Source organism: Roseateles oligotrophus, from assembly GCF_014204525.1.
Classification (GTDB): Bacteria; Pseudomonadota; Gammaproteobacteria; order Burkholderiales; family Burkholderiaceae_C; genus Paucibacter_A; species Paucibacter_A oligotrophus_A.
Map to the genome: position 1 here is coordinate 185,434 of NZ_JACHLP010000006.1, position 20,414 is coordinate 205,847.

18 protein-coding genes are annotated in these 20,414 nt (G+C 67.2%); 8 read left to right on the forward strand and 10 right to left on the reverse strand.

The window, feature by feature from the left end:
- Window positions 1-134: 134 nt before the first annotated feature.
- Window positions 135-1,136 (forward strand): SGNH/GDSL hydrolase family protein, encoded by a 1,002-nt coding sequence (locus tag HNP55_RS15495; protein ID WP_184301853.1) that lies wholly within the window; start codon window positions 135-137, stop codon window positions 1,134-1,136.
- A 3-nt stretch (window positions 1,137-1,139) separates the two neighbouring features.
- Here HNP55_RS15495 and cueR read toward each other — a convergent pair whose 3' ends face one another.
- Window positions 1,140-1,547, reverse strand: a complete 408-nt coding sequence (gene cueR, locus HNP55_RS15500) for a Cu(I)-responsive transcriptional regulator (RefSeq protein WP_184301169.1) — start codon at window positions 1,545-1,547, stop codon at window positions 1,140-1,142.
- Window positions 1,544-3,970, reverse strand: a complete 2,427-nt coding sequence (locus tag HNP55_RS15505) for a heavy metal translocating P-type ATPase (RefSeq protein ID WP_184301171.1) — start codon at window positions 3,968-3,970, stop codon at window positions 1,544-1,546. Before HNP55_RS15505 ends, cueR begins: the two co-directional genes overlap by 4 nt.
- 135 nt (window positions 3,971-4,105) lie before the next feature.
- Between HNP55_RS15505 and HNP55_RS15510 the strand changes: the two genes are divergently transcribed.
- Window positions 4,106-4,318, forward strand: coding sequence for a heavy-metal-associated domain-containing protein (locus HNP55_RS15510; protein ID WP_184301174.1), 213 nt, complete (start codon window positions 4,106-4,108; stop codon window positions 4,316-4,318).
- Window positions 4,319-4,325: 7 nt separating this feature from the next.
- Here the strand turns inward: HNP55_RS15510 and HNP55_RS23995 are convergent, their stop codons facing one another.
- The 3 genes from HNP55_RS23995 to HNP55_RS15525 form a co-directional block, all read right to left on the reverse strand.
- The gene (locus HNP55_RS23995) at window positions 4,326-5,228 is read right to left on the reverse strand and encodes a PEP-CTERM sorting domain-containing protein (protein ID WP_221439624.1); all 903 of its coding nucleotides are present in this window, start codon (window positions 5,226-5,228) and stop codon (window positions 4,326-4,328) included.
- Window positions 5,229-5,349: 121 nt separating this feature from the next.
- Window positions 5,350-7,524 (reverse strand): xanthine dehydrogenase family protein molybdopterin-binding subunit, encoded by a 2,175-nt coding sequence (locus HNP55_RS15520; RefSeq protein WP_184301177.1) that lies wholly within the window; start codon window positions 7,522-7,524, stop codon window positions 5,350-5,352.
- A 1-nt stretch (window position 7,525) separates the two neighbouring features.
- Window positions 7,526-8,014, reverse strand: a complete 489-nt coding sequence (locus HNP55_RS15525) for a (2Fe-2S)-binding protein (protein WP_184301180.1) — start codon at window positions 8,012-8,014, stop codon at window positions 7,526-7,528.
- A 143-nt stretch (window positions 8,015-8,157) separates the two neighbouring features.
- On the opposite strand from HNP55_RS15525, the gene HNP55_RS15530 reads away from it, so the two are divergent.
- Entirely contained in the window at window positions 8,158-9,426 is a 1,269-nt protein-coding gene (locus HNP55_RS15530; RefSeq protein ID WP_184301183.1) for a DUF3142 domain-containing protein, read from the forward strand.
- Between the two features lie 31 nt (window positions 9,427-9,457).
- Entirely contained in the window at window positions 9,458-11,830 is a 2,373-nt protein-coding gene (locus HNP55_RS15535) for a hypothetical protein (protein ID WP_184301185.1), read from the forward strand.
- 130 nt (window positions 11,831-11,960) lie between these two features.
- Here HNP55_RS15535 and HNP55_RS15540 read toward each other — a convergent pair whose 3' ends face one another.
- From HNP55_RS15540 to HNP55_RS15550, 3 genes are all read right to left on the reverse strand, one after another.
- On the reverse strand, window positions 11,961-12,680 hold the full coding sequence (locus tag HNP55_RS15540; RefSeq protein WP_184301188.1) for a DUF2306 domain-containing protein: 720 nt from the start codon (window positions 12,678-12,680) through the stop codon (window positions 11,961-11,963).
- An 11-nt stretch (window positions 12,681-12,691) separates the two neighbouring features.
- Complete coding sequence (locus HNP55_RS15545; RefSeq protein WP_246448446.1) at window positions 12,692-13,501, reverse strand: alpha/beta fold hydrolase; 810 nt, start codon at window positions 13,499-13,501, stop codon at window positions 12,692-12,694.
- A gap of 133 nt (window positions 13,502-13,634) precedes the next feature.
- Complete coding sequence (locus HNP55_RS15550) at window positions 13,635-14,294, reverse strand: class I SAM-dependent methyltransferase (RefSeq protein WP_184301191.1); 660 nt, start codon at window positions 14,292-14,294, stop codon at window positions 13,635-13,637.
- A gap of 94 nt (window positions 14,295-14,388) precedes the next feature.
- Here HNP55_RS15550 and HNP55_RS15555 point away from each other — a divergent pair, with 94 nt between their 5' ends.
- Both HNP55_RS15555 and HNP55_RS15560 read left to right on the forward strand, forming a co-directional pair.
- On the forward strand, window positions 14,389-15,315 hold the full coding sequence (locus HNP55_RS15555) for a LysR family transcriptional regulator (protein WP_221439625.1): 927 nt from the start codon (window positions 14,389-14,391) through the stop codon (window positions 15,313-15,315).
- Window positions 15,316-15,390: 75 nt separating this feature from the next.
- Window positions 15,391-16,131: a TetR/AcrR family transcriptional regulator gene (locus HNP55_RS15560; protein ID WP_184301194.1), complete on the forward strand. Its 741-nt coding sequence runs from the start codon at window positions 15,391-15,393 to the stop codon at window positions 16,129-16,131.
- Here the strand turns inward: HNP55_RS15560 and HNP55_RS15565 are convergent.
- A complete protein-coding gene (locus HNP55_RS15565; RefSeq protein ID WP_184301197.1) occupies window positions 16,128-17,081 on the reverse strand; it encodes a DMT family transporter in 954 nt (317 codons plus the stop codon). The two genes, HNP55_RS15560 and HNP55_RS15565, sit on opposite strands and share 4 nt — an antisense overlap.
- A gap of 184 nt (window positions 17,082-17,265) precedes the next feature.
- On the opposite strand from HNP55_RS15565, the gene HNP55_RS15570 reads away from it, so the two are divergent.
- A complete protein-coding gene (locus HNP55_RS15570) occupies window positions 17,266-17,727 on the forward strand; it encodes an Lrp/AsnC family transcriptional regulator (RefSeq protein WP_184301200.1) in 462 nt (153 codons plus the stop codon).
- Between the two features lie 112 nt (window positions 17,728-17,839).
- Here the strand turns inward: HNP55_RS15570 and HNP55_RS15575 are convergent, their stop codons facing one another.
- Window positions 17,840-18,478 (reverse strand): TetR/AcrR family transcriptional regulator, encoded by a 639-nt coding sequence (locus HNP55_RS15575; RefSeq protein WP_348648724.1) that lies wholly within the window; start codon window positions 18,476-18,478, stop codon window positions 17,840-17,842.
- Window positions 18,479-18,772: 294 nt separating this feature from the next.
- Here HNP55_RS15575 and HNP55_RS15580 point away from each other — a divergent pair, with 294 nt between their 5' ends.
- The gene (locus HNP55_RS15580) at window positions 18,773-20,401 is read left to right on the forward strand and encodes a carboxyl transferase domain-containing protein (protein ID WP_184301203.1); all 1,629 of its coding nucleotides are present in this window, start codon (window positions 18,773-18,775) and stop codon (window positions 20,399-20,401) included.
- Window positions 20,402-20,414: the final 13 nt, after the last annotated feature.

Genomic DNA, 20,414 nt, shown 5'->3' on the forward strand with positions numbered 1-20,414 from the left:
TTGACAGTGATCGACCCCTTGCGCGATGCTGCGCCCGCATGAGCCGAGAGGCTCTGTCGGGTTGTCTTTCGACTTTTTGTGTTACGGGTCCACAGCGATCAAACGACCCGAGACCTTTTTCCTAGCGAGCACCCATGACACATTTTTCTCATCGATTGGCTCTCACCGGCCTGCTGCTGTCTCTGTCGATGGCCGCTCAGGCCGCCAGCTTCTCCCAACTGGTCATTTTTGGCGACAGCCTGTCCGATGCGGGCAATAACGCCACCCTGGTTGGCAATAGCGGCCTGGCGCCGCTCACCGATCAGGACTTCTCCAAGATTCCCTATTTCTCCGGCCGCTACAGCAATGGCCCGGTGTGGAGCGAGTACTTCGCGGCCAAGCTGGGCCTGTCGGCCCAGGCCTCCTTGCTGGGCGGTACCAACTACGCCTTCGGCGGCGCCCAGACCGGCATCGATGGCAACGACGGCCCCGGCGGCTTCCCCTTCAGCCTGCGGACCCAGCTGAATATGTTTCTGGGCGACCCCAGCAAGGCGGTGACGGGCAGCCAGCTCTTCATCATCTCCGGCGGCGGCAACAATGTGCGCGCGGCCCTGGACGCGATCGCCGCCGACCCAGGTGCGGCGGCCGGCATCATAGGCTCGACGGCCACGGCCTATGCCCAGGACGTGGGCGCCATGGTGGATGCCTTGCAGGCCCGCGGTGCCCAGCACATCCTGGTCTTGAACACCCCCAATTTCGGCCTGACGCCGGCGGCGGCCGGTGGCGGCCCGCTGGGCCAGGCGACGGCCTCCATCGCCTCGGCGGCGATGGACGCGGCCCTGGCCGCCCGCCTGAACGGCGAGGCCGGCGTGCAAACCTTTGATTTCTACGGCTTCCTGACCCATACGGTGAACTCGGCCAGCAGTCTGGGCCTGACGAACGTCAGCAATGCCTGTGGCCGCACGGACAATATCTGCGACCCCGCCACCTCGCTGTTCTGGGACTCCATCCACCCCACCACCAACGGCCACCGGCTGCTGGCCGATGCGGTCTTCGCCCAGGCCGTGCCCGAGCCCGCCAGCTACGGCCTGATGGCCCTGGGCCTGGTCGGCCTGGGCCTGCTGCGGCGCAAGCAGATGGCGACGGCAGCGGCCTGATTCTCAGGCCGCCAGCCCGTCCAGAATCGGGCAGTCCGGCCGCTCATCACCCTGGCAGCAACAGACCAGTTGCTCCAGGGTTTTTTTCATCGCGCTCATCTCGGCCAGGCGGCGCTCCAGGTCCTCGATATGGTTTTGCGCGATGCGTTTGACATCGGCGCTGCTGCGGCGCCGGTTCTGCCAGAGCTTGAGCAGGTCGGCAATCTCGGCCATAGCGAAGCCCAGGTCGCGCGCCCGGCGTATGAAGCGCAGGGTGTGGACCTCGCGCTCGGAGTAGAGCCGGTAGCCCGCCTCGGTGCGCGCCACCTTGGGCAGCAGGCCCAGCGACTCGTAATGCCTCAGCATCTTGGCCGAGACGCCGGAGCGCGCCGCCGCCTCGCCGATATTGAAGAGTTCAGCCGCTGATTTCATGGTTTGGCCTTCCAGCGCTTGAGCAGCAGCGCATTGCTGACGACCGAGACGCTGGACAGCGCCATGGCCGCACCCGCCAGCATGGGGTTGAGCAGGCCCAGCGCCGCCAGCGGGATGCCGACCACGTTGTAGGCAAAGGCCCAGAACAGGTTCTGGCGAATCTTGCCTACGGTGCGGCGGCTCAGGTCTATGGCTTGCGCGACCAGGCGCACATCGCCGCGCATCAGGGTCACGCCGGCCGCGGCCATGGCCACATCGGTGCCGGTGGCCATGGCAAAGCCCACATCGGCGGCGGCCAGGGCGGGGGCGTCGTTGATGCCGTCGCCCACCATGGCCACGCGCAGATGCGGGCCCTGGCCCGCCAGTTCTTGCTTCAGCTCCGCCACGATGCGGGCCTTGTCGGCCGGCAAGACCTCGGCGCGCACCTCGTCCAGGCCTAGCTGCCGGCCCACAGCCTGGGCGGCTGCCTCGTTATCGCCGCTGACCAACAGGCTGCGCACCTCCAGCCCATGCAAGGCCTGGATGGCCGGGGCGGCGCTGGGCTTGAGCGCATCGCCAAAGGCCAGCGCCGCCAGCAGGCGGGGCGCGCCGCCCTCGCTGGGCGCCGCCTCGGCCAGCCAGGAGATGCTGTGGCCCTGGCTTTGCGCCAGATCGGCGGCCGCTTGCAGGGGCGCGAGATCGGCGCCTAACTCCTTGAGATAGCGGCTGCTGCCCAGCAGATAGGCTCGGCCCCCCAGCTGGGCACCGAGGCCGCGGCCGGGCAGGGCGCGCAGCTGCGTGGCCTCGGGCACGGCCAGACTCAGCTGCTGCGCGCGCTCGCGCACGGCCTGGGCCAGCGGGTGTTCGCTGCCTTGCTGCAGGGCGGCGGCCAGGGCCAGGGCGGTGTTGTCCTCCAAGCCTTCGACGGCTTGCAGATGCATCAGCTTGGGCGCTCCCTGCGTCAGCGTGCCGGTCTTGTCAAAAGCCACCAGGCGGATCTCGGCGGCCAGCTCCAGGGCCTCGGCGTCCTTGACCAGAATGCCTTGGCGCGCCGCCACCCCGGTGCCGACCATGATGGCCGTGGGCGTGGCCAGGCCCAGGGCGCAGGGGCAGGCGATCACCAGCACGGCCACGGCGTTGAGGATGGCGTGCTCCCAGTCGCCGCTGGCCAGGCCCCAGGCCAGCAGGGTCAGCAGGGCGATGCCCATCACCACCGGCACAAAGATGGCGCTGACCCGGTCCACCTGGCGCTGGATGGGTGCCTTCTTGGCCTGGGCCGACTCCACCAGGCGCACGATGCGGGCGAGCGTGGATTCCGCCCCCAGGGCCGTGGTGCGCAGCATCAGCAAGCCCTCGCCATTGACGGCGCCGCCCACCACCGTGTCGCCGGGGTGTTTGTCCACGGGCAGGCTCTCGCCGGTGATCAGCGACTCGTCGACCGGGCTTTCGCCGCTGATCACCTCGCCGTCCACCGGGATGCGTTCGCCCGGCCGCACGATCACCTCGTCGCCCAGGCGCAGGGCGGCCAGGGGCAGCAAGGTCTCGACCCCTTCGCGGCGCACTCGGGCGGTCTCGGGGCGTAACTTCTTGAGTGCGCGGATCGCCGCCGTGGTCTGGCGCTTGGCGCGCGCCTCCAGCCACTTGCCCAGCAAGACCAGGGTGATGACGACGGCGGCGGATTCGAAGTAGAGATTCATGCTCAGCGGCCCGCGCAGCCAGAGCTCGTAGACCGAGAGCCCAAACGCGGCCGAGGTGCCCAGGGCCACCAGCAGGTCCATATTGCCGCTGCCCGCCCGCAGCGCGGCCCAGCCGGCCTTGTAGAAGCGCGCACCCAGCAGGAACTGCACGGGCGTGGCCAGCAGCAGCTGCCACCAGCCGCTGAGCATCCAATGCCGGCCGAACAGATCGCCCAGCATGGGGACGAGCAGGGGCGCCGACAGCAGGGCGGCCAGGGCCACCGGCCCGGCGCTATGCGACCAACTGGCGGGGGCGTTCTGTTCGCCGGGCGAGTGGGCGTCCAGGCGCTGCGCCGTGTAGCCGGCCTTGATGATGGCGCCCAGCAGCGCGTCCGGCTCCACCGTGGACAGGACGCGGACCACGGCCGTCTCGGTCGCCAGATTGACCTCGGCCTCCAGCACGCCGGGCAGCTTCAATAGCGCCTTTTCGACCCGGCCCACGCAGGAGGCGCAAGTCATCTCGCCCACCTGTAGCCTGTGGGTTTGTTCGCGCAGCGCGTAGCCGGCCTTCTTCACGCCGGCCTGCAGGGCCGCCAGCGTCAGCTCGGGCCCACCCTCGACGCTGGCCGTCTCGGTCGCCAGATTGACCTGGACCGAGCGCACGCCGGGCAAGGCCTTGAGGGCTTTTTCCACCCGGCCCACGCAGGAGGCACAAGTCATGCCCTCGACGGGCAGGGTCCAGGCGCTGTTTGCTTTGTTGATCATCATGGCGACAGTATCAAGCTTGCCATGATGGCAAGGTCAAGCCCGCCCCCGGATGAGCAGAGATTTTTCTGTCGCTTGACCTTGCCATCGTGGCAAGGTCTATGCTCCTGCCAATCCCAAAACTCAGGAGAGCCTTTGATGAGCAATACCCTTCAAGCCCATGATTTCAAGCTGCCCGATATGAGCTGCGGCCACTGCGTGGCGGCCATCACCGCCGCGCTGGGCGAGCTGGACCCGGCCGCCCGGCTGGACTTCAAGCGCGACAGCCGCGAGCTGCAGGTGCAGAGCGGCTTGTCGCGTGAGGAGCTGGCGGCCGCCTTGGCCGAGGCCGGCTACCCGCCAGCGGCTTGACGCAGCTTCAGCCTTGCCGGCGCTTGCGCGCCAGGCCGGCCAGCAGGGCCAGGCCGCTCAGCGCCAGCGCGTAGCTGGCCGGTTCTGGCACGGCGGCGGTGGGGGCAATGGTGACGACGCCGCCGCCAAAGCTCAGGCCGTTGTGGCCCACGGGCAGATCGGGGTCGCCGATCTGCGGCGGCAGGGGGTTGACGATGATGCTGTCGCTGCCCATGCGGGTGATCAGGGTCCAGGCCGTCTGGTCCGGGCCCAGCATCTTGCCGGCCTGGGCCTGGAAGCCGAAGCCCAGGCCCGCGCAACCCTCGTTCCACAGCATCAGCCCGCACTGGGTGCCGCCGAACTTGGCTTGCGCCTGAGGGTCGGCCATCGCTTCGCTCAGGGAGGTACGCGTCAGCCATTCGGAGGGATGGATGGCGTGGTTGGCGATGTGCTCGATGGCATTGCTCGCGTTGGCGCTGTCCACATACCACTGCAGCAGGCGGTAAGGCTTGTCAAAACGTGCGTCGCCGGTGGTGTTGACCCAGGCGCCGGGCTCCTGGCTGAGGTCGATGAAGCGGTAAGACCAGCCCTCGGGCTGGAAGATGCTGCCCGGTTGGATGGCGTTCAGCGCAAACTCGCTCATGATGGGCGCCTCGTAGGTCCGCATCATGGGCGTGTCCGTGCGCCAATCGCGCTGCCAGCTGTTCGGGCCGGTCTGGGTCGTGCGCTCCTGATAGGCCACCGTGCCCAGATTGATCACCGCGTACTGGAACAGCTTGTTGCCCGCCCCCAGGTCTTCGGTGAACCAGGCGGTGGCGTAGTCCTGGGTATAGGGGCCGGGGTTGGGGAAGAGTGTTTGCGGGTCTGCCATGGCAGCGGCACTGCAAACGCTCAGGCCCAGCAGGGATGTCTTCAGAAGGCTTTTGGTCATGATGGGAGGCAAGAGTTGAGCCCGCATTCTGGCCAAACATTGCCCCCGCATAACCCCCTCTCTTTGGGGAGTTTTGCCTTCAAACTAGGGGTGATGCGGGCGGGCCCGGGCCCGCGCGGCATCAGGATTTTTTCAGCAAGCCTGGTTCGATCGGTAGCTTGCGTATGCGCACCCCCGTGGCCGCAAAAATGGCATTGGTGAGCGCAGGCGCGATCGGCGGGGTGCCGGGTTCGCCCACGCCGCCGGGGGCGGCCGTGCTGGGGAGGATGTGAACCTCGACCTTGGGCATCTCGCTCATGCGCAACACCGGGTAGTCGTGGAAATTGCTTTGCTCCACCCGGCCGTCCTTCAGCGTGATCTGGCCGTAGAGTGCGGCGCTGAGGCCGTAGACGATGGCGCCTTCGATCTGGCGGGCAATGGTCTGCGGGTTGACGGTCTGGCCGCAGTCCACGGCGGCGACCACGCGGTGGACCTTGGGCCTGCCATCGCTTGAGACCGACACCTCGGCCACCTCGGCCACAAAGCTGCCAAAGCTCTCGGCAAAGGCAATGCCGCGCTTGACGCCCGCTGGCAAGACCTGACCCCAGCCGGCCTTGGCCGCGGCGGCCTCCAGCACGGCGCGGGCGCGCGGCTGCTTGTCCAGCATCTGCAGGCGGTATTGCAGGGGGTCGGCCTTGGCGGCGGCGGCCAGCTCGTCGATGAAGCTTTCGATGAAGAAGGCGTTCTGCGAGTGGCCCACCGAGCGCCAGAACCAGACCTGCGGGCCGGGCTCGGCGCGGCCGTAGGCGATGCGCTGGTTGGGGATGTCGTAGAGATGATCCGCCAGGCCCTCGACGGCCTGAGCGTCCACGCCACTCTCGGGCAGCTGCATGAAGCCGGAGCCGGCCATGATGGAGGGCGAGGCCACATCGGCGCGCAGCGAGCTGGCACGGCCGGCCTCGTCCAGCGCGGCCTCGAACTTGACCAGGGCCGCCGGGCGGTAATAGGCCGCCGCCATATCGTCCTCGCGGCTGTAGATCAGCTTGACCGGTCTGCCGCTGAGTTTGGACAGCAGGGTGGCGTCGACGGTGAAGTCGGGTGCGAAGCGGCGGCCAAAGCCCCCGCCCAGCAGCAAGGTGTTGACCTTGACCTTGGCCGGCGTGACCTGGGCGATCTGGCCCAGAATGCCTTGCGCGGGGCCTTGGCTTTGGGTGCCGGCCCAGATCGTCACTTCATCGTTCTTGACCCAGGCCAGGCAGTTCAGCGGCTCCATGCAGGCATGGGCCAGATAGGGCACCTCGTAGCTGGCGCTCAGGCGCTGGGCCGAGTTGGCCGCGGCGTCCTTCAGATTGCCCTTGTCCACCGCGATGGCGCCGGCCGTATTGGCCGCGTCGTTCAGCATCTCGCTGATCTTGGCGGTGTTGAGCTGCGCTTTCTCGCCCAGCTCCCATTGCACGGCCAAGGCGTCCCGGCCCTGCTTGGCCGCCCAGTAGCCCTCGGCCAGCACGGCCACGCCCTGCGGGATGCTGATGATTTTCTGCACGCCCTTGATGGCGCGGGCCGCGCTCTCGTCCATGGACTTGAGCTTGGCCTCGGCAAAGGGGGCGCGCGCCATCACGGCGACCAGCATGCCCTCGATCTGCGCGTCGATGCCGAACCTGGCCTTGCCATTGACCTTGGCCGGCGTGTCCAGGCGGGCGGTGGGCTTGCCCAGGATCTTGAAATCGGCCCGGCTCTTCAGCAAGGGCTTGTCGGGCACAGGCTGGCGGCTGGCGGCTTCCACCAGGGCGCCGTAGCTGAGCTTTTTGCCGCCGGGCGCGATCACATGGCTGCGCTCGCTACGCAGGTGGCTAACGTCGATTTTGAGCTGCTCGGCCGCGGCGGCCAACAGCATCTCGCGCGCCGCCGCGCCGGCCTGGCGCAGCGGCGTCCAGTGCGCCCGTATGGTGGTGCTGCCGCCGGTGGCTTGCATGCCGAATAGGGGGTTGTTATAGGCCGTGTGGGCGGGGGCTTGTTCGACGGCCACCAGTTTCCAGTCGGCATCCAGCTCCTCGGCCACCAGCATGGGGATGGCGGTCAGCACGCCCTGGCCCATCTCGGCCGCGCCGCACAGCACGGTGATGCGGTTGTCCGGCGTGATGCGCAGCCAGGCATTGGGGGCAAAGGTATTGGTTTGCGGCGCGCTGGCGGTGGCGGCCTGGACCTTGGCGGCCAAGCCGCCGGCCAGGGGCAGGCTGAAGCCGACGACCAGGGCCGAGCCGGCGCTACGTTGCATGAAGCCGCGGCGGGTGGTGCTCAAAGCGGTGTGGTCCTTCATCTCATGCTCCCACGGTCTTGACGGCTTTGCCGGACTTCAGCGTGTCGGCCGCCACATGGATGGCCTCGCGGATCTGGTTATAGGTACCGCAGCGGCAGAGATTGCCGCTCATGGCGGCGTCGATGTCAGCGTCGTTGGGTGACTTTTTGCTGGCCAGCAGGGCACAGGCGCTCATGATCTGGCCGCTCTGGCAATAGCCGCATTGCGGGACATCGATCTTGACCCAGGCCGCTTGCACGGCCCGTCCGGTCTTGCTGCTAGCCACGCCTTCGATGGTGGTGATTCTTTTACCGGCCGCGGCCGACAAGGGGGTGGCACAGGCGCGCACCGGCTGGCCGTCGAGATGCACGGTGCAGGCGCCGCACAAGGCCATGCCACAGCCGAACTTGGTGCCGGTGAGTTGCAGGTCTTCACGCAAGGCCCACAGCAGGGGTTCATTCGCGTCGGCATCCAGCGCGACGGCGCGGCCGTTGACGGTCAGTTTGATCATGGCTGGGGCTCCGTGATTGAGGTTGTGGGCGGCGGCTGCGTCGGGCCTTGCTCGACAATGGCCGCAATTCGAGACGGGGAAGGCGGGCTAGAGCGTAACGCCTTCTGAGCAAATCTGCTGGGGCGTGGGTGGTTGGCGGGACGATGAATCTGGGGGGGCGAAGACTGTGGATCGCGTTGGCGCTGGGGGCGGCCCTGGCTGCGGGCTGGGCTTGCTTGCGCCCGCCGGCCGCCCTGGCCCTGAGCCAGGAGGCCTATATCTGGCAGATGCTCTGGCAAGAGCCCTTGCGCGCGGCCCTGCGTGAGGCTTCGCAGGCCGGGCAGGGTGCGCCGCTACGCCGCTGGCGGGTGCTGATGAGCCATATCGCCGCCGATGGCAGCCAGCGTTTTGCGGCCGTGGATGCCGCCGCCCTGCAGGCCACGGGCGGGGGCGTGGTGGCCGTCGTGCGCATCGAGGGCCAGTTGCAGCGCCTGGACCCGGCCCGCGTGCGCGCCGCCGTGCTGGCGACGCTGGCGCGTGCCCGCGCCCAGGGCCTGGCGCTGGAGGCGCTGGAGATCGACCATGATTGCGCCACCGCCCGCCTGCCCCAGTACCGCGAGTTCCTGCAAAGCCTGCGCGCCGAAGCGGCGCTGGCGGGCCTGCCGCTCTTCATCACCGCCTTGCCGGCCTGGCTGGGTTCGCGCGAGCTGCCGGCGCTGTGGCGGCAGGTGGATGAGTTGACCTTGCAGCTGCATGCGGTGCAGAACCCGGGCCAGGGCCTGTTCGACCCGCTGCTCGCCCTGCGCTGGGCGCAGCAGATCGAGGCCATCGCCGCGGCAAGCCCCGGCCCGCTGCGCTATCGGCTGGCCTTGCCCACCTACTCGGCCCAGCTGCGCTTCGATGACTTCGGCAATCTGCTGGCGGTGGAGAGCGAGACGCCCTTGCTGGGCGGCGCCGCCGGCAGCGCCGAATGGGCGGTGGACCCGCAGCAGCTGCAGGACTTTGTGCACCAGGCCTTGCCGCGCGCCCGGCCGCGCCTGGCCCATCTGCAAGGCATCGTCTGGTTCCGCCTGCCCACGCTGGCCGACCAGCGCGCCTGGCATCCCGCCACCTGGCGCATGGTGATCAGCGGCGCGCCGCTGCGGCCCGGGCTGCGTGCGCAAGCCCAGGCGGATGTGAGCGCGCCGGGCCTGTATCGCCTGCAACTCGTCAACACCGGCACCAGCGATGCCTTGTGGCCCAGCCGTCTGGACCTGCCCGCCGATTGCGGCACGGTGCAAGGCCGCCTGGGCTATCGCAGCGTGATCGGCGAGCGCGGCGCCTGGCAGTTGCAGCGCTCAGGCAGCCGTTTGCTCAAACCGGGGGCGAGCAGCGAGGTGGCATGGCTAAGATGCTCGCGCTTTCCAGTGATAGAGATCCATGAAAACCGCTAAGAACAAAGAGAATAGACGCGCCGCATCCCCCTTGACCCGAGCCGCTTCCGACTTTATCCGCCGCCCCCTGTGGCTGGCTTTGGCCGCCAGCAGCGTGCTCGGTGTGGCCCTGGCTTGCGGGCCGGACTTCCAGGTCTACCTGAATTCGCGCGCCGTATTTTTGAAGGCCGCCATCCCCGGCAACTTCTTCCGCGATGCCGCCCAGCTGCACCCGGCGCCGGCCAAGAAGTTTCCCAGTGGACAGGGGCAGGACACGGCCGATGGCAAGGACGGCGAGCAGGACCCCGAAGGCCAGGGCCTGAGCGCGGCCCAGCGCAAACTGGTGCGCGAGATGCGTGCCGCCGAGCAAGGCGACCAGGCCTATGCCCTGGGTGCGGCCCTGCCCGCGGCCCTGCGGCTCTACACCGCCGCAGCGGTGGACTATCGCCGTGTCGTGCCCCTGTCCGGCGACGCTGAGGGCGAGCCCGAGGAAAGCAGTTGCGAGCTGGAGGCCGAGGCCGCGGAGACGCCCGCCTCGGCGGCTTCCCAGGCCGCCAGCCCGGATCAGGCCTGCCCCAGGCCCTGGCCCCACGCCCCGGGCCTGAGCGAGGCCGATAGCAAGCCCTTGCTGGCCAAGGTGCGCCAGCGTTTTGAGGCCGTCCTGATGCTGCCCGAGAAGGAGCGGGCGATACGGGCGACCTGGGCCGCCTATTCCCTGGGCCTGGTCGACATCGCCGAGGCGGGCGAGGGCTATCTGGCCAAGGCTGACGCCCATTTTGAGCTGACCCGCAAGCTGGCCGCCGCCGGCGCGCCCGACCCCGAGTTCCTGGGCCTGGACAGCTTCGGTGCCCAGGCCCGCGCCCATCTGCAGGCCGGCAACTACAGCCGCGCCACCGAGCTGTATGCCGAGCAGGCCGCGCACGAGAGCTGGAAGCCGGGCGAGTCCTTGCTGATCGTCGCCCAGCGCCTGCTCAAGGACGAGGCCGGCCTGCAAGCCCATATCCAATCGGCCCTGGTGCAGCGCCTGCTGGTGGGCTATGTGCTGTCCTACGGCGCGGATGAACCCCATCTCGAGGGCGGTGACGGTGCCAAGCTGCGCCCGGCCTCGCCGCTGAATCGCCTGGTCAAGGCCTTGGACGCCGCCGGCATCCAGCAACCCGCCGCCGCCGACAAGCTGGCCGCCGCCGCCTACGCCAGTGCCCGCTACGATCTGGCGCGGCGTTATGTGGGCAATCTGCAGACGCCCACCGCGCATTGGCTGCGTGCCAAGCTGGCCCTGATGGCGGGCGACAGGAAAGCCGCCGCGGCCGCCTTCGCCAAGGCCTTGGAGGCCGAGCGGGCCGAGAAGGCTGAGGACAAAAAGCTGGCGGCCGAGGACGTGCAACTGCTGTCCGCCCAGTTCGCCGCGCTCAAGCTGGGCAGCGATGAATTCGTGCAGGCCCTGGACCTGCTCTACGGCCAAGGCCCCGAGTACTGGATTGATGCGGCCTATGTGGCCGAGCGCTTGCTGACGCTGGACGAGCTGAAGGCCTTTGTGGACCGGCGTGCCGCCAAGGCGGTGCCCGCCGCCGAGACGGGCTATGCCCAACTCAACAATGCCGGTTCCCTGCGTGATTTGCTGGCCCGTCGCCTGGTGCGCGAGCAGCGTTTTGACGAGGCCCTGGATTACTTCCAGGAGCGCGAATTGCAGGCCGTGGACGGCGGCGCCAAGCCCGAGCAGGCGCGCGTGCATGCCAAGGCCTATGCCAAGGCCTTGCGCGCCGCGGCCAAGGCCTGGACCCAGGTGGGCCGGGCCCAGTCCCTGTACGAGGCGGCCGAGATCGCCCGCTGGCATGGCATGGAAATCATGGGCTATGAAGTCAACCCCGACTTCGCCATGGTCGGTGGCAACCACGACCTGGCCGGCATGGGGCCGGAGTCGGACAAGACGCGCACGCCCGCCGAGCGCCAACGCTTCCAGGCCACGCGGGGCGAGTTTGGCGACAAGCGCTTCCACTACCGCTTTGAAGCCGTCAAGCTGGCCAGCCAGGCGGCCGATCTGCTGCCCGCGCGTTCACGCACCTATGCCGATGTGCTCAGCAATGCCACGTCCTGGGTGATCCATCTGGACCCGGAACTGAGCCAAAGCCTGTACCGGCGTTACCTCAAGACGGGCGCCTATATCGCGCCCCAGGGGGATGAGCTGGACTTTCTGTTCGGCCAGCTCCAGCAAGAGCCCAATTTCTGGCAGGCCCGCCGCTTTGTCGCCCGCCAGTCCCTGCAAGAAGCCCGGCTGTGGGCGCGTGAACATCGGCCCCTGGCCTGGGGGCTGATTGCGCTGGGCGGCTTTGGGCTGCTGGGTGCCTTGGCCTTGCTCAGGGGCTGCGTGAGGAAGTGCCGGGGCCTCGGGGCCAGGGCCGGCGCGACCAGGGAGACGCTGGCCTAACGCAATAGGGCCACAGATGCTCTGCATGTGGATACCGATGGTGATGGGCTTGGCTTCGGGGCGAGGGCTTGCGGATCGAGCTCGGGGATGTGAACTGCCGCCTGTTGGCGCGCCCGCATCGCATCAACCGCTACGCCCGTTGGCAGGCCTGGCCGCTGCTGCGCGACTTGAGTGGGCGGGCTCGCAGGATGAGGCATTCGGCGACGGCCAGATTGAGGGCCCAGCCGGCCCCCATGCAAACCGTACGGGCCAGCTCCCCTTGGATGCCGGGAAATAAAAACCAGGGGATATGGGTGAAGACCTGGCTGCCCGCGCCGAGGCCTAGCGCGTAGGCCCGCATCATCCAGGCACGATGATCTTGGATGTCTCGCTGCCGGATGGCCCAGAACCCCCGGCCCAGGGCCAGCAGCATGGCGAGGCCAACCAGCAGCCTGATGACGAAGAGCCAGGGGCCATCGAAACTGGCCGGGGGCGATTCGACGCGGGGGTAGAACAGCGTCATCCACAGGCCTGAAGCGGCGCAGCCGCAGCCACCCAACAGCACCAGGCGGCCGGCGCTTCGGTGCAGCTTGGGGGCTTGGCTGCGCAGCCAGGGACTGAACTGAAATGCGCCCAGAAAAGCAAAGACGCTGCTCGCCACGATGTGCACGACGATGGGCAGCGGGGCGGCCATGAAGCGCGCATTGGTGGCGCTGAGGTCGGTGCCGCTGGCCAATTGGGCCAGGCGCAGGGCGCCGACCAGCAGCGGCAAGGCCGCGAGCATCAGCAAGGCCAGCGGGACCAGATAGTCCGATTTTTTGAGGGCGTTTTCCTGGCGATTCGCAGCCGGCTTTTTGTTCGAGGAGTCCATCGGGGGCTTGCTCAGCGGCGCTCACGGATCAAGGCCAGCGCGGCTTGAATGGCGGCGATGACGGCGTCGGGGTTTTCGATCGGAATGGCGTGGCCGCCCTCGACCCAGATCTGCCTGGCCCCGGGGTAGAGCGTGGCAAGCTCGGCCCGCTTTTGGCGGGCAAATTGCGCGGCTTCCGAGTTGTCGCTGGGGTCCGCCTTGGCGCTCAGGATGAAGACCGGGATGCCCGTCACGGTGGGCAGGCCGAGCACCTGCTCACCGCTACGCTTCAGCAACTCAAGCTCTTGCCTGGCCGTGCCGGTGATCAGCAGCTTGAGTGCGCTGCGCACAAACAGAGACTGGTTTTCAAGCGCTCCCGCGCCCTCCAATTGTTGGGGATGGGTCGAGTCCACAAGAACCAGCGCGGCAACGTCCTGTGGATACTTTCTGGCGAATAGCTGCATATAAAGCCCGCCCAGCGAATGCCCGACCAGGACATAAGGCGGCTGCAGGCCTTGGCTTTGCAGCAGCTGGCGCAACTCGTCCACGATGGATTGCCCGTCGCGGGGCGTTTGCACCGGGCTGCTATTGCCATAGCCCGGCCGGTTGTAGGCAAACACGGCGGTTTCTTCGGCAATCCTGGGCAGGACCTTGCTCCACCACTCCATGCGCCCGCCCAAGCCGTTTTCAAACACCACCACCGGGCCTTCCGCCATCTGTGCGACGAGTTCGATCTCGCGCTCGGCGAGCTGCGTCGTTTGCGCCGCCGGCAGGCTGGCGCAGCCCGATAGCGCGGCCAGCAGCGCCATGGCTAGCGTGGCAAGAAGAATGCGAAAAAGCATTGCAAATGACTCCTCTTGAGGCTCGTCCCGGAGCGCTGAGCGCAAGTCTTGGAACCCGGGCTTACAATGTAAGCTTACGGCGTAAGCTCGTCAAGCATCGAGGTTTGGGATGTGGATTTGAGGGGAGGGGGGCTTAGAGCGGCCGCCGCGCGACGATGAAGGCGCGCCAGTCGCGGCGCTTGCTGCCATGCCGCTCCAGCGCTTCGATCGCAAAACCTTGCTGCTCCATGCGCTGGCAGAGTTGCTGGGCGTCGAAGCATTGCACCAGGGGGGCCTTGCCCAGCATGCGCATCAGCGGCAGGGCAAGACGGGGGATCAGCGGGTTCATCTCGTTCAGGCAAGCCGTCTTGCTGATCAGCAGGCCGCCGGGCTTCAAGAGCCGCAGCAGGGATTGCAAGGTCTTGTCCAGATCGTGCATGAGGTGCAGCAGATTGAAGGCCAGGACGATGTCATAGCCCGGTTCTTTGGCGGGCAGAGTCTCGGCATCCGCCTGCGCGAAGCGCAGGGGCGCCGGAGGCAGGGCAAGCTGTTTGGCTTGGGCGATGGCGATCATTTCTGCGGAGACATCGGTGGCCAGATAGCTGGCCGTGCCTGAGGCCAAACGCAGGGCCGTGCTGCCGGTTCCACAGCCCAGTTCGAGTACGTGAAGGTGGGGCGCCAACAGGCCTTGCACCCGGGCCAAGGTTTTTTCATAGCCAGGCAAGTCGCAGATGGGGCTGGCGGCGTATTTGCGCGCGGCGCGGTCCCAGAACAGGGCTTTGTCGCTGGCGCTCAATTGCGGGCTGGAGGGCATGGGGCGAGATGGGTTTGGATACGCTGCGCGAAGAGGCAGGGGGATGCTAATAATTCGTCCACAAATCGTCTTCACCCAGATTTGGATGTGCCCCATGCGAAATTGCATTGACGACCTGGACTGGAACCAGCTCAAAGCCTTTTTGGAAACGGCGGAGTTGGGATCGCTGTCTGCGGCCGCGCGCAAGCTGGGCCTGGCCCAGGCCACGCTCAGTCGCCAGGTTGCCGCCATCGAGGCACAGCTGGGCCTGACCCTGTTTGAGCGGGTGGGCAAGGCCATGGCGATCACCGGCCCGGGCCTGGCCCTGCTGGAGCATGCGCGCGCCATGGGCGCGGCTGCCGAGGAATTGCGCTTGGCGGCCAGCGGCCAGTCGCAGACGGTGGAGGGCGTCGTACAGGTTTCGGCCACCGGGCCGGTCGCGGCCTATTTGCTGCCGCCGGTGTTGCATCGGCTGGCAGAGCTGGCGCCCAAGCTGCTCGTCGAGGTGATCAGTTCGGACGCCATCAGCGACCTGATGCGCCGCGAGGCCGATATCGCCGTTCGCCATGTGCGGCCGGAGCAGGCGGATTTGATAGGCCGCTTTGTCCGGCAGGCCAGTGCCGGCTTTTACGCCTCGCGCAGCTGGGTCAAAGCGCATGGCCGGCCGCGCACCGCGGCCGATGCCAGGCGCTGCGCCTTCGTCGGCGCGGAGCGCGATGGGCGCTACCTGGCCTATTTGCGCGGCCATGGCCTGGACCTGCAGGAAGCCAATTTCAGCTGCTATGGCGCGGACGCCGCGACCGGCCTGGCTTTGCTGCGGGCAGGCATGGGCATAGGCGCGATGATGGAGGAGATCGCCGCTGAGATGCCCGATTTGCAGCGGGTGCTGGACGAGGTGGCGCCGATCCAATTTCCGATCTGGCTGGTGACGCATCGGGAGCTGCGCACCTCGCGTCGTATACGGCTGGTGTTTGACGTCCTGGCCGAGGTGCTGGGAGATCCTGGGCAGGCGCGCTGGAATTCGGTTGAAAATGGCGCTTGAACTGCCCAGCGCCCCGTTAGGGCAGTGGGTCTGTCAGCCAGGCTCAGGAAGGCGGTCGCGAGTTGCCCACAAAACATGACGCAGAAGAAATCTAGTCCGGACGGCTCGTTGCCGGCCCGGGTCCCGCTGTCCAAGGAAAGAATTCTCCAGGTCGCGCTGGACTTGGCGGATCAGGAAGGCCTGGATGCGCTGTCCATGCGCCAAATTGCCCAGGGCCTGGGCGTCGAGGCCATGTCGCTTTACAAGCATGTGGCCAATAAGGAGGCCTTGCTGGATGAGATGGTGGAATGGGTCGTTGCGGAAATGGGTGCCGCCGACCCGGCTGCGGAGTGGCAGGCGGCGCTGTTTGAGCGCGCGAGGACTTTGCGCCGCGTTTTGAATCTGCATCCCTGGGCGGCCAGCTTGATTGAATCAAGAAGCTCGATAGGCCCGGAACGGCTGCGCCATAACGACCGCATGATAGGGATTCTCAGAAGTGCGGGCTTCTCCATCGAACTGGCCTTTCACGCCATGATTGCGCTGACCAGCTATGTCTATGGTTTTGTGATTCTCGAAGAAGGGAATCGACGCAAAGGCCGGCCCAAGGCCGTGGATCATTTGCAGTCCGCCATTTCCCCCAGCGACTACCCCTATCTCTTCGAAATGATCAAGTTCGCCTACTCGAAGAAGAGCGCGGATGCCGCTGCGGGGCAGGCGCAGACTGGCCCTCAATTCGCCGACTTCGAGTTTGGGCTGCGGCATCTGGTCGCCGGGTTCGAGGCCGTATTGCGGGAGATGCAGAATCCGCCCAGCAAGGCTTGCGACAGGCCTGCTTAGCGCTGCCCTCGCTGGCTCCACAAGACCCCCGCCGCGATCAGCAGCATGCCGATGATGGTGGCCAGATCGGGCCGCTCGCCGAACAGCGGCAGGGCCAGCAAGGTGGCCAGCACGGGCGTCAGCGCGCCGGCGGTGGCGCTGCGCTGCGCCCCCAGCCTGGCCACGGCAAAGCTATAACTCAGCGTGGACACCAGGCCCACGCCTATGCTTTGAATGCCCAGTTGCAGCAGCAATTGTTCTGTTGCGATGCCGGGCAAGGCCAGGCTGCCCAGGCCTTGCTGGCCGACCTGCCACAGCAGCCAGGGCAGGAGCAAGGCCAGGGATACGCTTGAAATCAGGGCGGCGGCTTCAATCGGCGCCAGCCTGGCTTCACGCAAGGCCAGGGTGTAGGCCGACCACATCAGGCTGCCCAGCAGGAACAGGGCATAACCCTGGGCCAGATCGGCATGACCGGCCTTCAGGGCCAGCAAGGTGGCGATGCCCGCGGCGATGCAGAGCAGGGCGGGCCAGCGCGCCAGCGCCGCGCGGCCATGCAGGGCCGCCGCCAGCAAGGCGGTGAACAGGGGCAGGGTGCCGGGGATCAGGGTGGCGCCATCGGCCACCGGCGCATGGCGCATGCCCCAGCCGGCGATCAGAAAGTAAGGCAGGCCGGCGCCGGCGACGATCAGCAGCCAGAGCCTGGCCGGCACGGCCGCCAGGCGCGCCCGGCGCCGCCACAGCAGGGGTGCCAGCAAAAGGCCGGCCGGCCCGAAGCGCAGCAGGGCCAGCTCGGCCGGCGGCAGGGCCGCGCGGGCGCCGGCGCGCAGGGAGATGAAGAAGGCGGCCCAGATGCATAGCGTCAGGGCCAGGGCGGCCCAGCCGGCCAGTTCGGCCCGCTGGAGCCGTGGCGCAGTTGCGAGCGAAGGGGTGGCGGGAGCAGAGGAAACCGTCGAGACAACTGGCGTGGGCATGGGAAGGAAAGAGAGGGGGCGCTCAGACTGCGGAAAAGGATGCCGCGGCCCTTGAGGGCCAGGGCGGCGGTCGGCAGAATTTTCCGGCGCAAGCTCGGGTGATATTGGGCGTGTGCTGCGTTGCCGCGCCGGGAATTGAGTGCTTATCGCCAATAGAATTTGGAAAATTGGTGAAAACAAGCGTATGGACCGAATCGATATTCAATTGCTGGAGCTGCTGCAGCGCGAGGGACGCCTCAGCGTGGCCGAGCTGGCCGAGCGGGTCGCCCTGTCGCAAAGTCCTTGCGCGCGCCGCCTCAAGCGCCTGGAGGAGGACGGCTTCATTGCCGGCTACCGTGCGGTGCTGGATCGCAAGGCGGTGCAACTGGCCACCACGGTGTTTGTCAATGTGCGCCTGATGCACCACCGGGAAGACGCCGTGCTGCAGTTCGAGGCGGCGATGCAGGCCATGGCCGAGGTGGTGGCCTGCCATGTGGTGTCGGGCGCGCACGACTATCTGCTGGAGGTGGTGGTGAACGAGCTGAGCAGCTACGAACACATCGTGCGCCGTCTGCAAGTCCTGCCCATGGTGCAGGACATCACCAGCAACTTCGCCATCCGCTGCGTCAAGAGCGGGGCGCCACTGCCTTTGAAAATGGGCGGCTAAGAAATTAATGGGGTCAGAAGAAATTAATGGGGTCAGAGTCATTTAATTGAAGTAATTAAATGACTCTGACCCCATTAAATCCAGGGCGGCGGGCGCGGGAGCAGCGGGGCCTTCAGGCCCCGCCTTCCAGCAGGGCCCTGAGCCCCGCCTTCATTTGCCGCAACTCGCCCAGCTCCTGTTCGGGTGCCTGCAGGGCGGGCCAGAGCAGGGCGACCAGATCGCGGGCGCTGCTGGCGATGTCGATCTGCCGGCCGGTGGCGATCACCTCCCACAGCATATGCTCCATCGGGCCGAAGACCAGGGAGCGCATCAGGCGTAACGGGATGTCCTGTCGCACGGCGCCACTGGCCTGGCCGCGCACCAGCAGGTCCATCAGCGGGGCGGTGTAGTGGCGCTGCAGCTCGACCAGGGTCTGGCCCAGCTCCAGGCCCTGGCCCTTGGTGCGGCCTTCGGACAGAACCAGGGCGCACAAGCCCGTGCCCTGGATCAGGAACAGGCGCAGATGGGTCTGCACCACAAACTCCAGCTGCTCGCGCACGCCGGCCTGGCGGGGCAGGCCGGTTTCTATCGTGTCGATGATCTCGTCGTACCAGTCGCCGATGACCCGCATGCACAGATCGCGCTTGCTGTGGAAATAGGTGAAGACGGTGGCCTCCGAGATGCCCAGGCGCTGGGCGATCTCGATGGTGGTGGCGCGCTCGAAGCCGCGCTCGGCAAACACCTCACGGCCCACGCGCAAGATGTCGCGCACCCGCTGCTCGGCCTTGGCGCTGGCCGGCGAGCGGCGTTGCGGGGCGGCGGCCGCGCGTGGCTTGGCCGCCTTGCTGGCGGCACTGCCTGCGGATTTGGGTTTGCTGGCGATCAGGGTGGGTGCGTTCACGGCCGCATTCTGCGCAATAATTGAGTAAAGCTCAAGTAGTGGCTTGTGCGTCGATTCCGCTTGGAATATCCTTCGCCACTCGATTTGCTTAGAAATAGCCGCTGGCTACTCAATAAATATTGAGCTGCACTCAAAATGGAGTGCGATGCTCTGGATGGAGACCCCATGGCCGCTCTCACGACCAAGCTCAACGCCCGTTCCGCCGACTTCAAGGCCAATGCCCAGGCCATGCAAGGCCTGCTGGATGATTTGAACCAGCGCCTGGAGCGCATCGCCCAGGGCGGCGGCGAGGCCGCGCGGGCCAAGCATACGGCACGCGGCAAGCTGCTGCCGCGCGAGCGGGTGGAGATGCTGCTGGACCCCGGCACGCCTTTTCTGGAGCTGGCACCGCTGGCCGGGCTGAATATGTATCTGGATAAAGATGGGGTCGGCGCGGCCCCCGGCGGCGGCCTGATCGCTGGCATCGGCCGGGTCAATGGTGTGGACTGCATGATTGTGTGCAATGACGCCACCGTGAAGGGCGGCACCTACTACCCCATCACCGTCAAAAAGCATTTGCGTGCGCAAGAGGTGGCCCAGCAAAACCGCCTGCCCTGCGTCTATCTGGTGGACTCGGGCGGCGCCAATCTGCCCAATCAGGACGAGGTCTTCCCGGACCGCGACCACTTCGGCCGCATCTTCTACAACCAGGCCAATCTGAGCGCCCAGGGCGTGCCGCAGATCGCCGTCGTGATGGGATCCTGCACGGCCGGCGGGGCCTATGTGCCGGCCATGAGCGACGAGACCATCATCGTCAAGAACCAGGGCACCATCTTTCTGGGTGGCCCGCCCCTGGTGAAGGCCGCCACCGGCGAGGTGGTGACGGCCGAAGACTTAGGGGGCGGCGATGTCCACACCCGCCTCTCCGGCGTGGCCGACCATCTGGCCGACAACGACACCCACGCGCTGGCCCTGGCCCGCCAAAGCATCGCCGGCCTGAACTGGCGCAAGCTGGGGGTGGATCAGCTGCTGAGCCAGGCGCCGCGCCCACCGCTGTTTGACGCGGCCGAGCTGCACGGCGTGATCCCCACCGACACGCGCAAGCCCTTCGATGTGCGCGAGGTGATTGCCCGCGTGGTCGATGGCTCGGACTTCGACGAATTCAAGGCCCGCTACGGCGCCACTTTGGTCTGCGGCTTTGCCCATATCGAGGGCATGCCGGTGGGCATCGTCGCCAATAACGGCATCCTGTTTGCCGAGAGCGCCAACAAGGGCGCCCACTTCATCGAGCTGTGCTGCCAGCGCAAGATCCCGCTGGTGTTCTTGCAGAACATCACCGGCTTCATGGTCGGCCGCAAGTACGAGAACGAGGGCATTGCCCGCGCCGGCGCCAAGATGGTGACGGCCGTGGCCTGCGCCCAGGTGCCCAAATTCACCATCATCATCGGCGGCAGTTTTGGCGCCGGCAATTACGGCATGTGCGGCCGCGCCTACTCGCCGCGCTTCCTGTGGATGTGGCCGAACGCCCGCATCTCGGTGATGGGTGGCGAGCAGGCCGCCTCGGTGCTGGCCACCGTCAAGCGCGACGGCATCGAGGCCAAGGGTGGGGCCTGGAGCGCCGCGGAGGAAGAGGCCTTCAAGGCCCCGATCCGCCAGCAGTACGAGGATCAGGGCCACCCCTATTACGCCTCGGCCCGGCTGTGGGACGATGGTGTCATCGACCCGGCCGATACCCGCCGCGTGCTGGCCCTGGGTCTGAGCGCCGCGCTGAATGCGCCGCTGGCGGAGACCAAGTTCGGCGTCTTCCGTATGTAAGCACGTGGCGAAG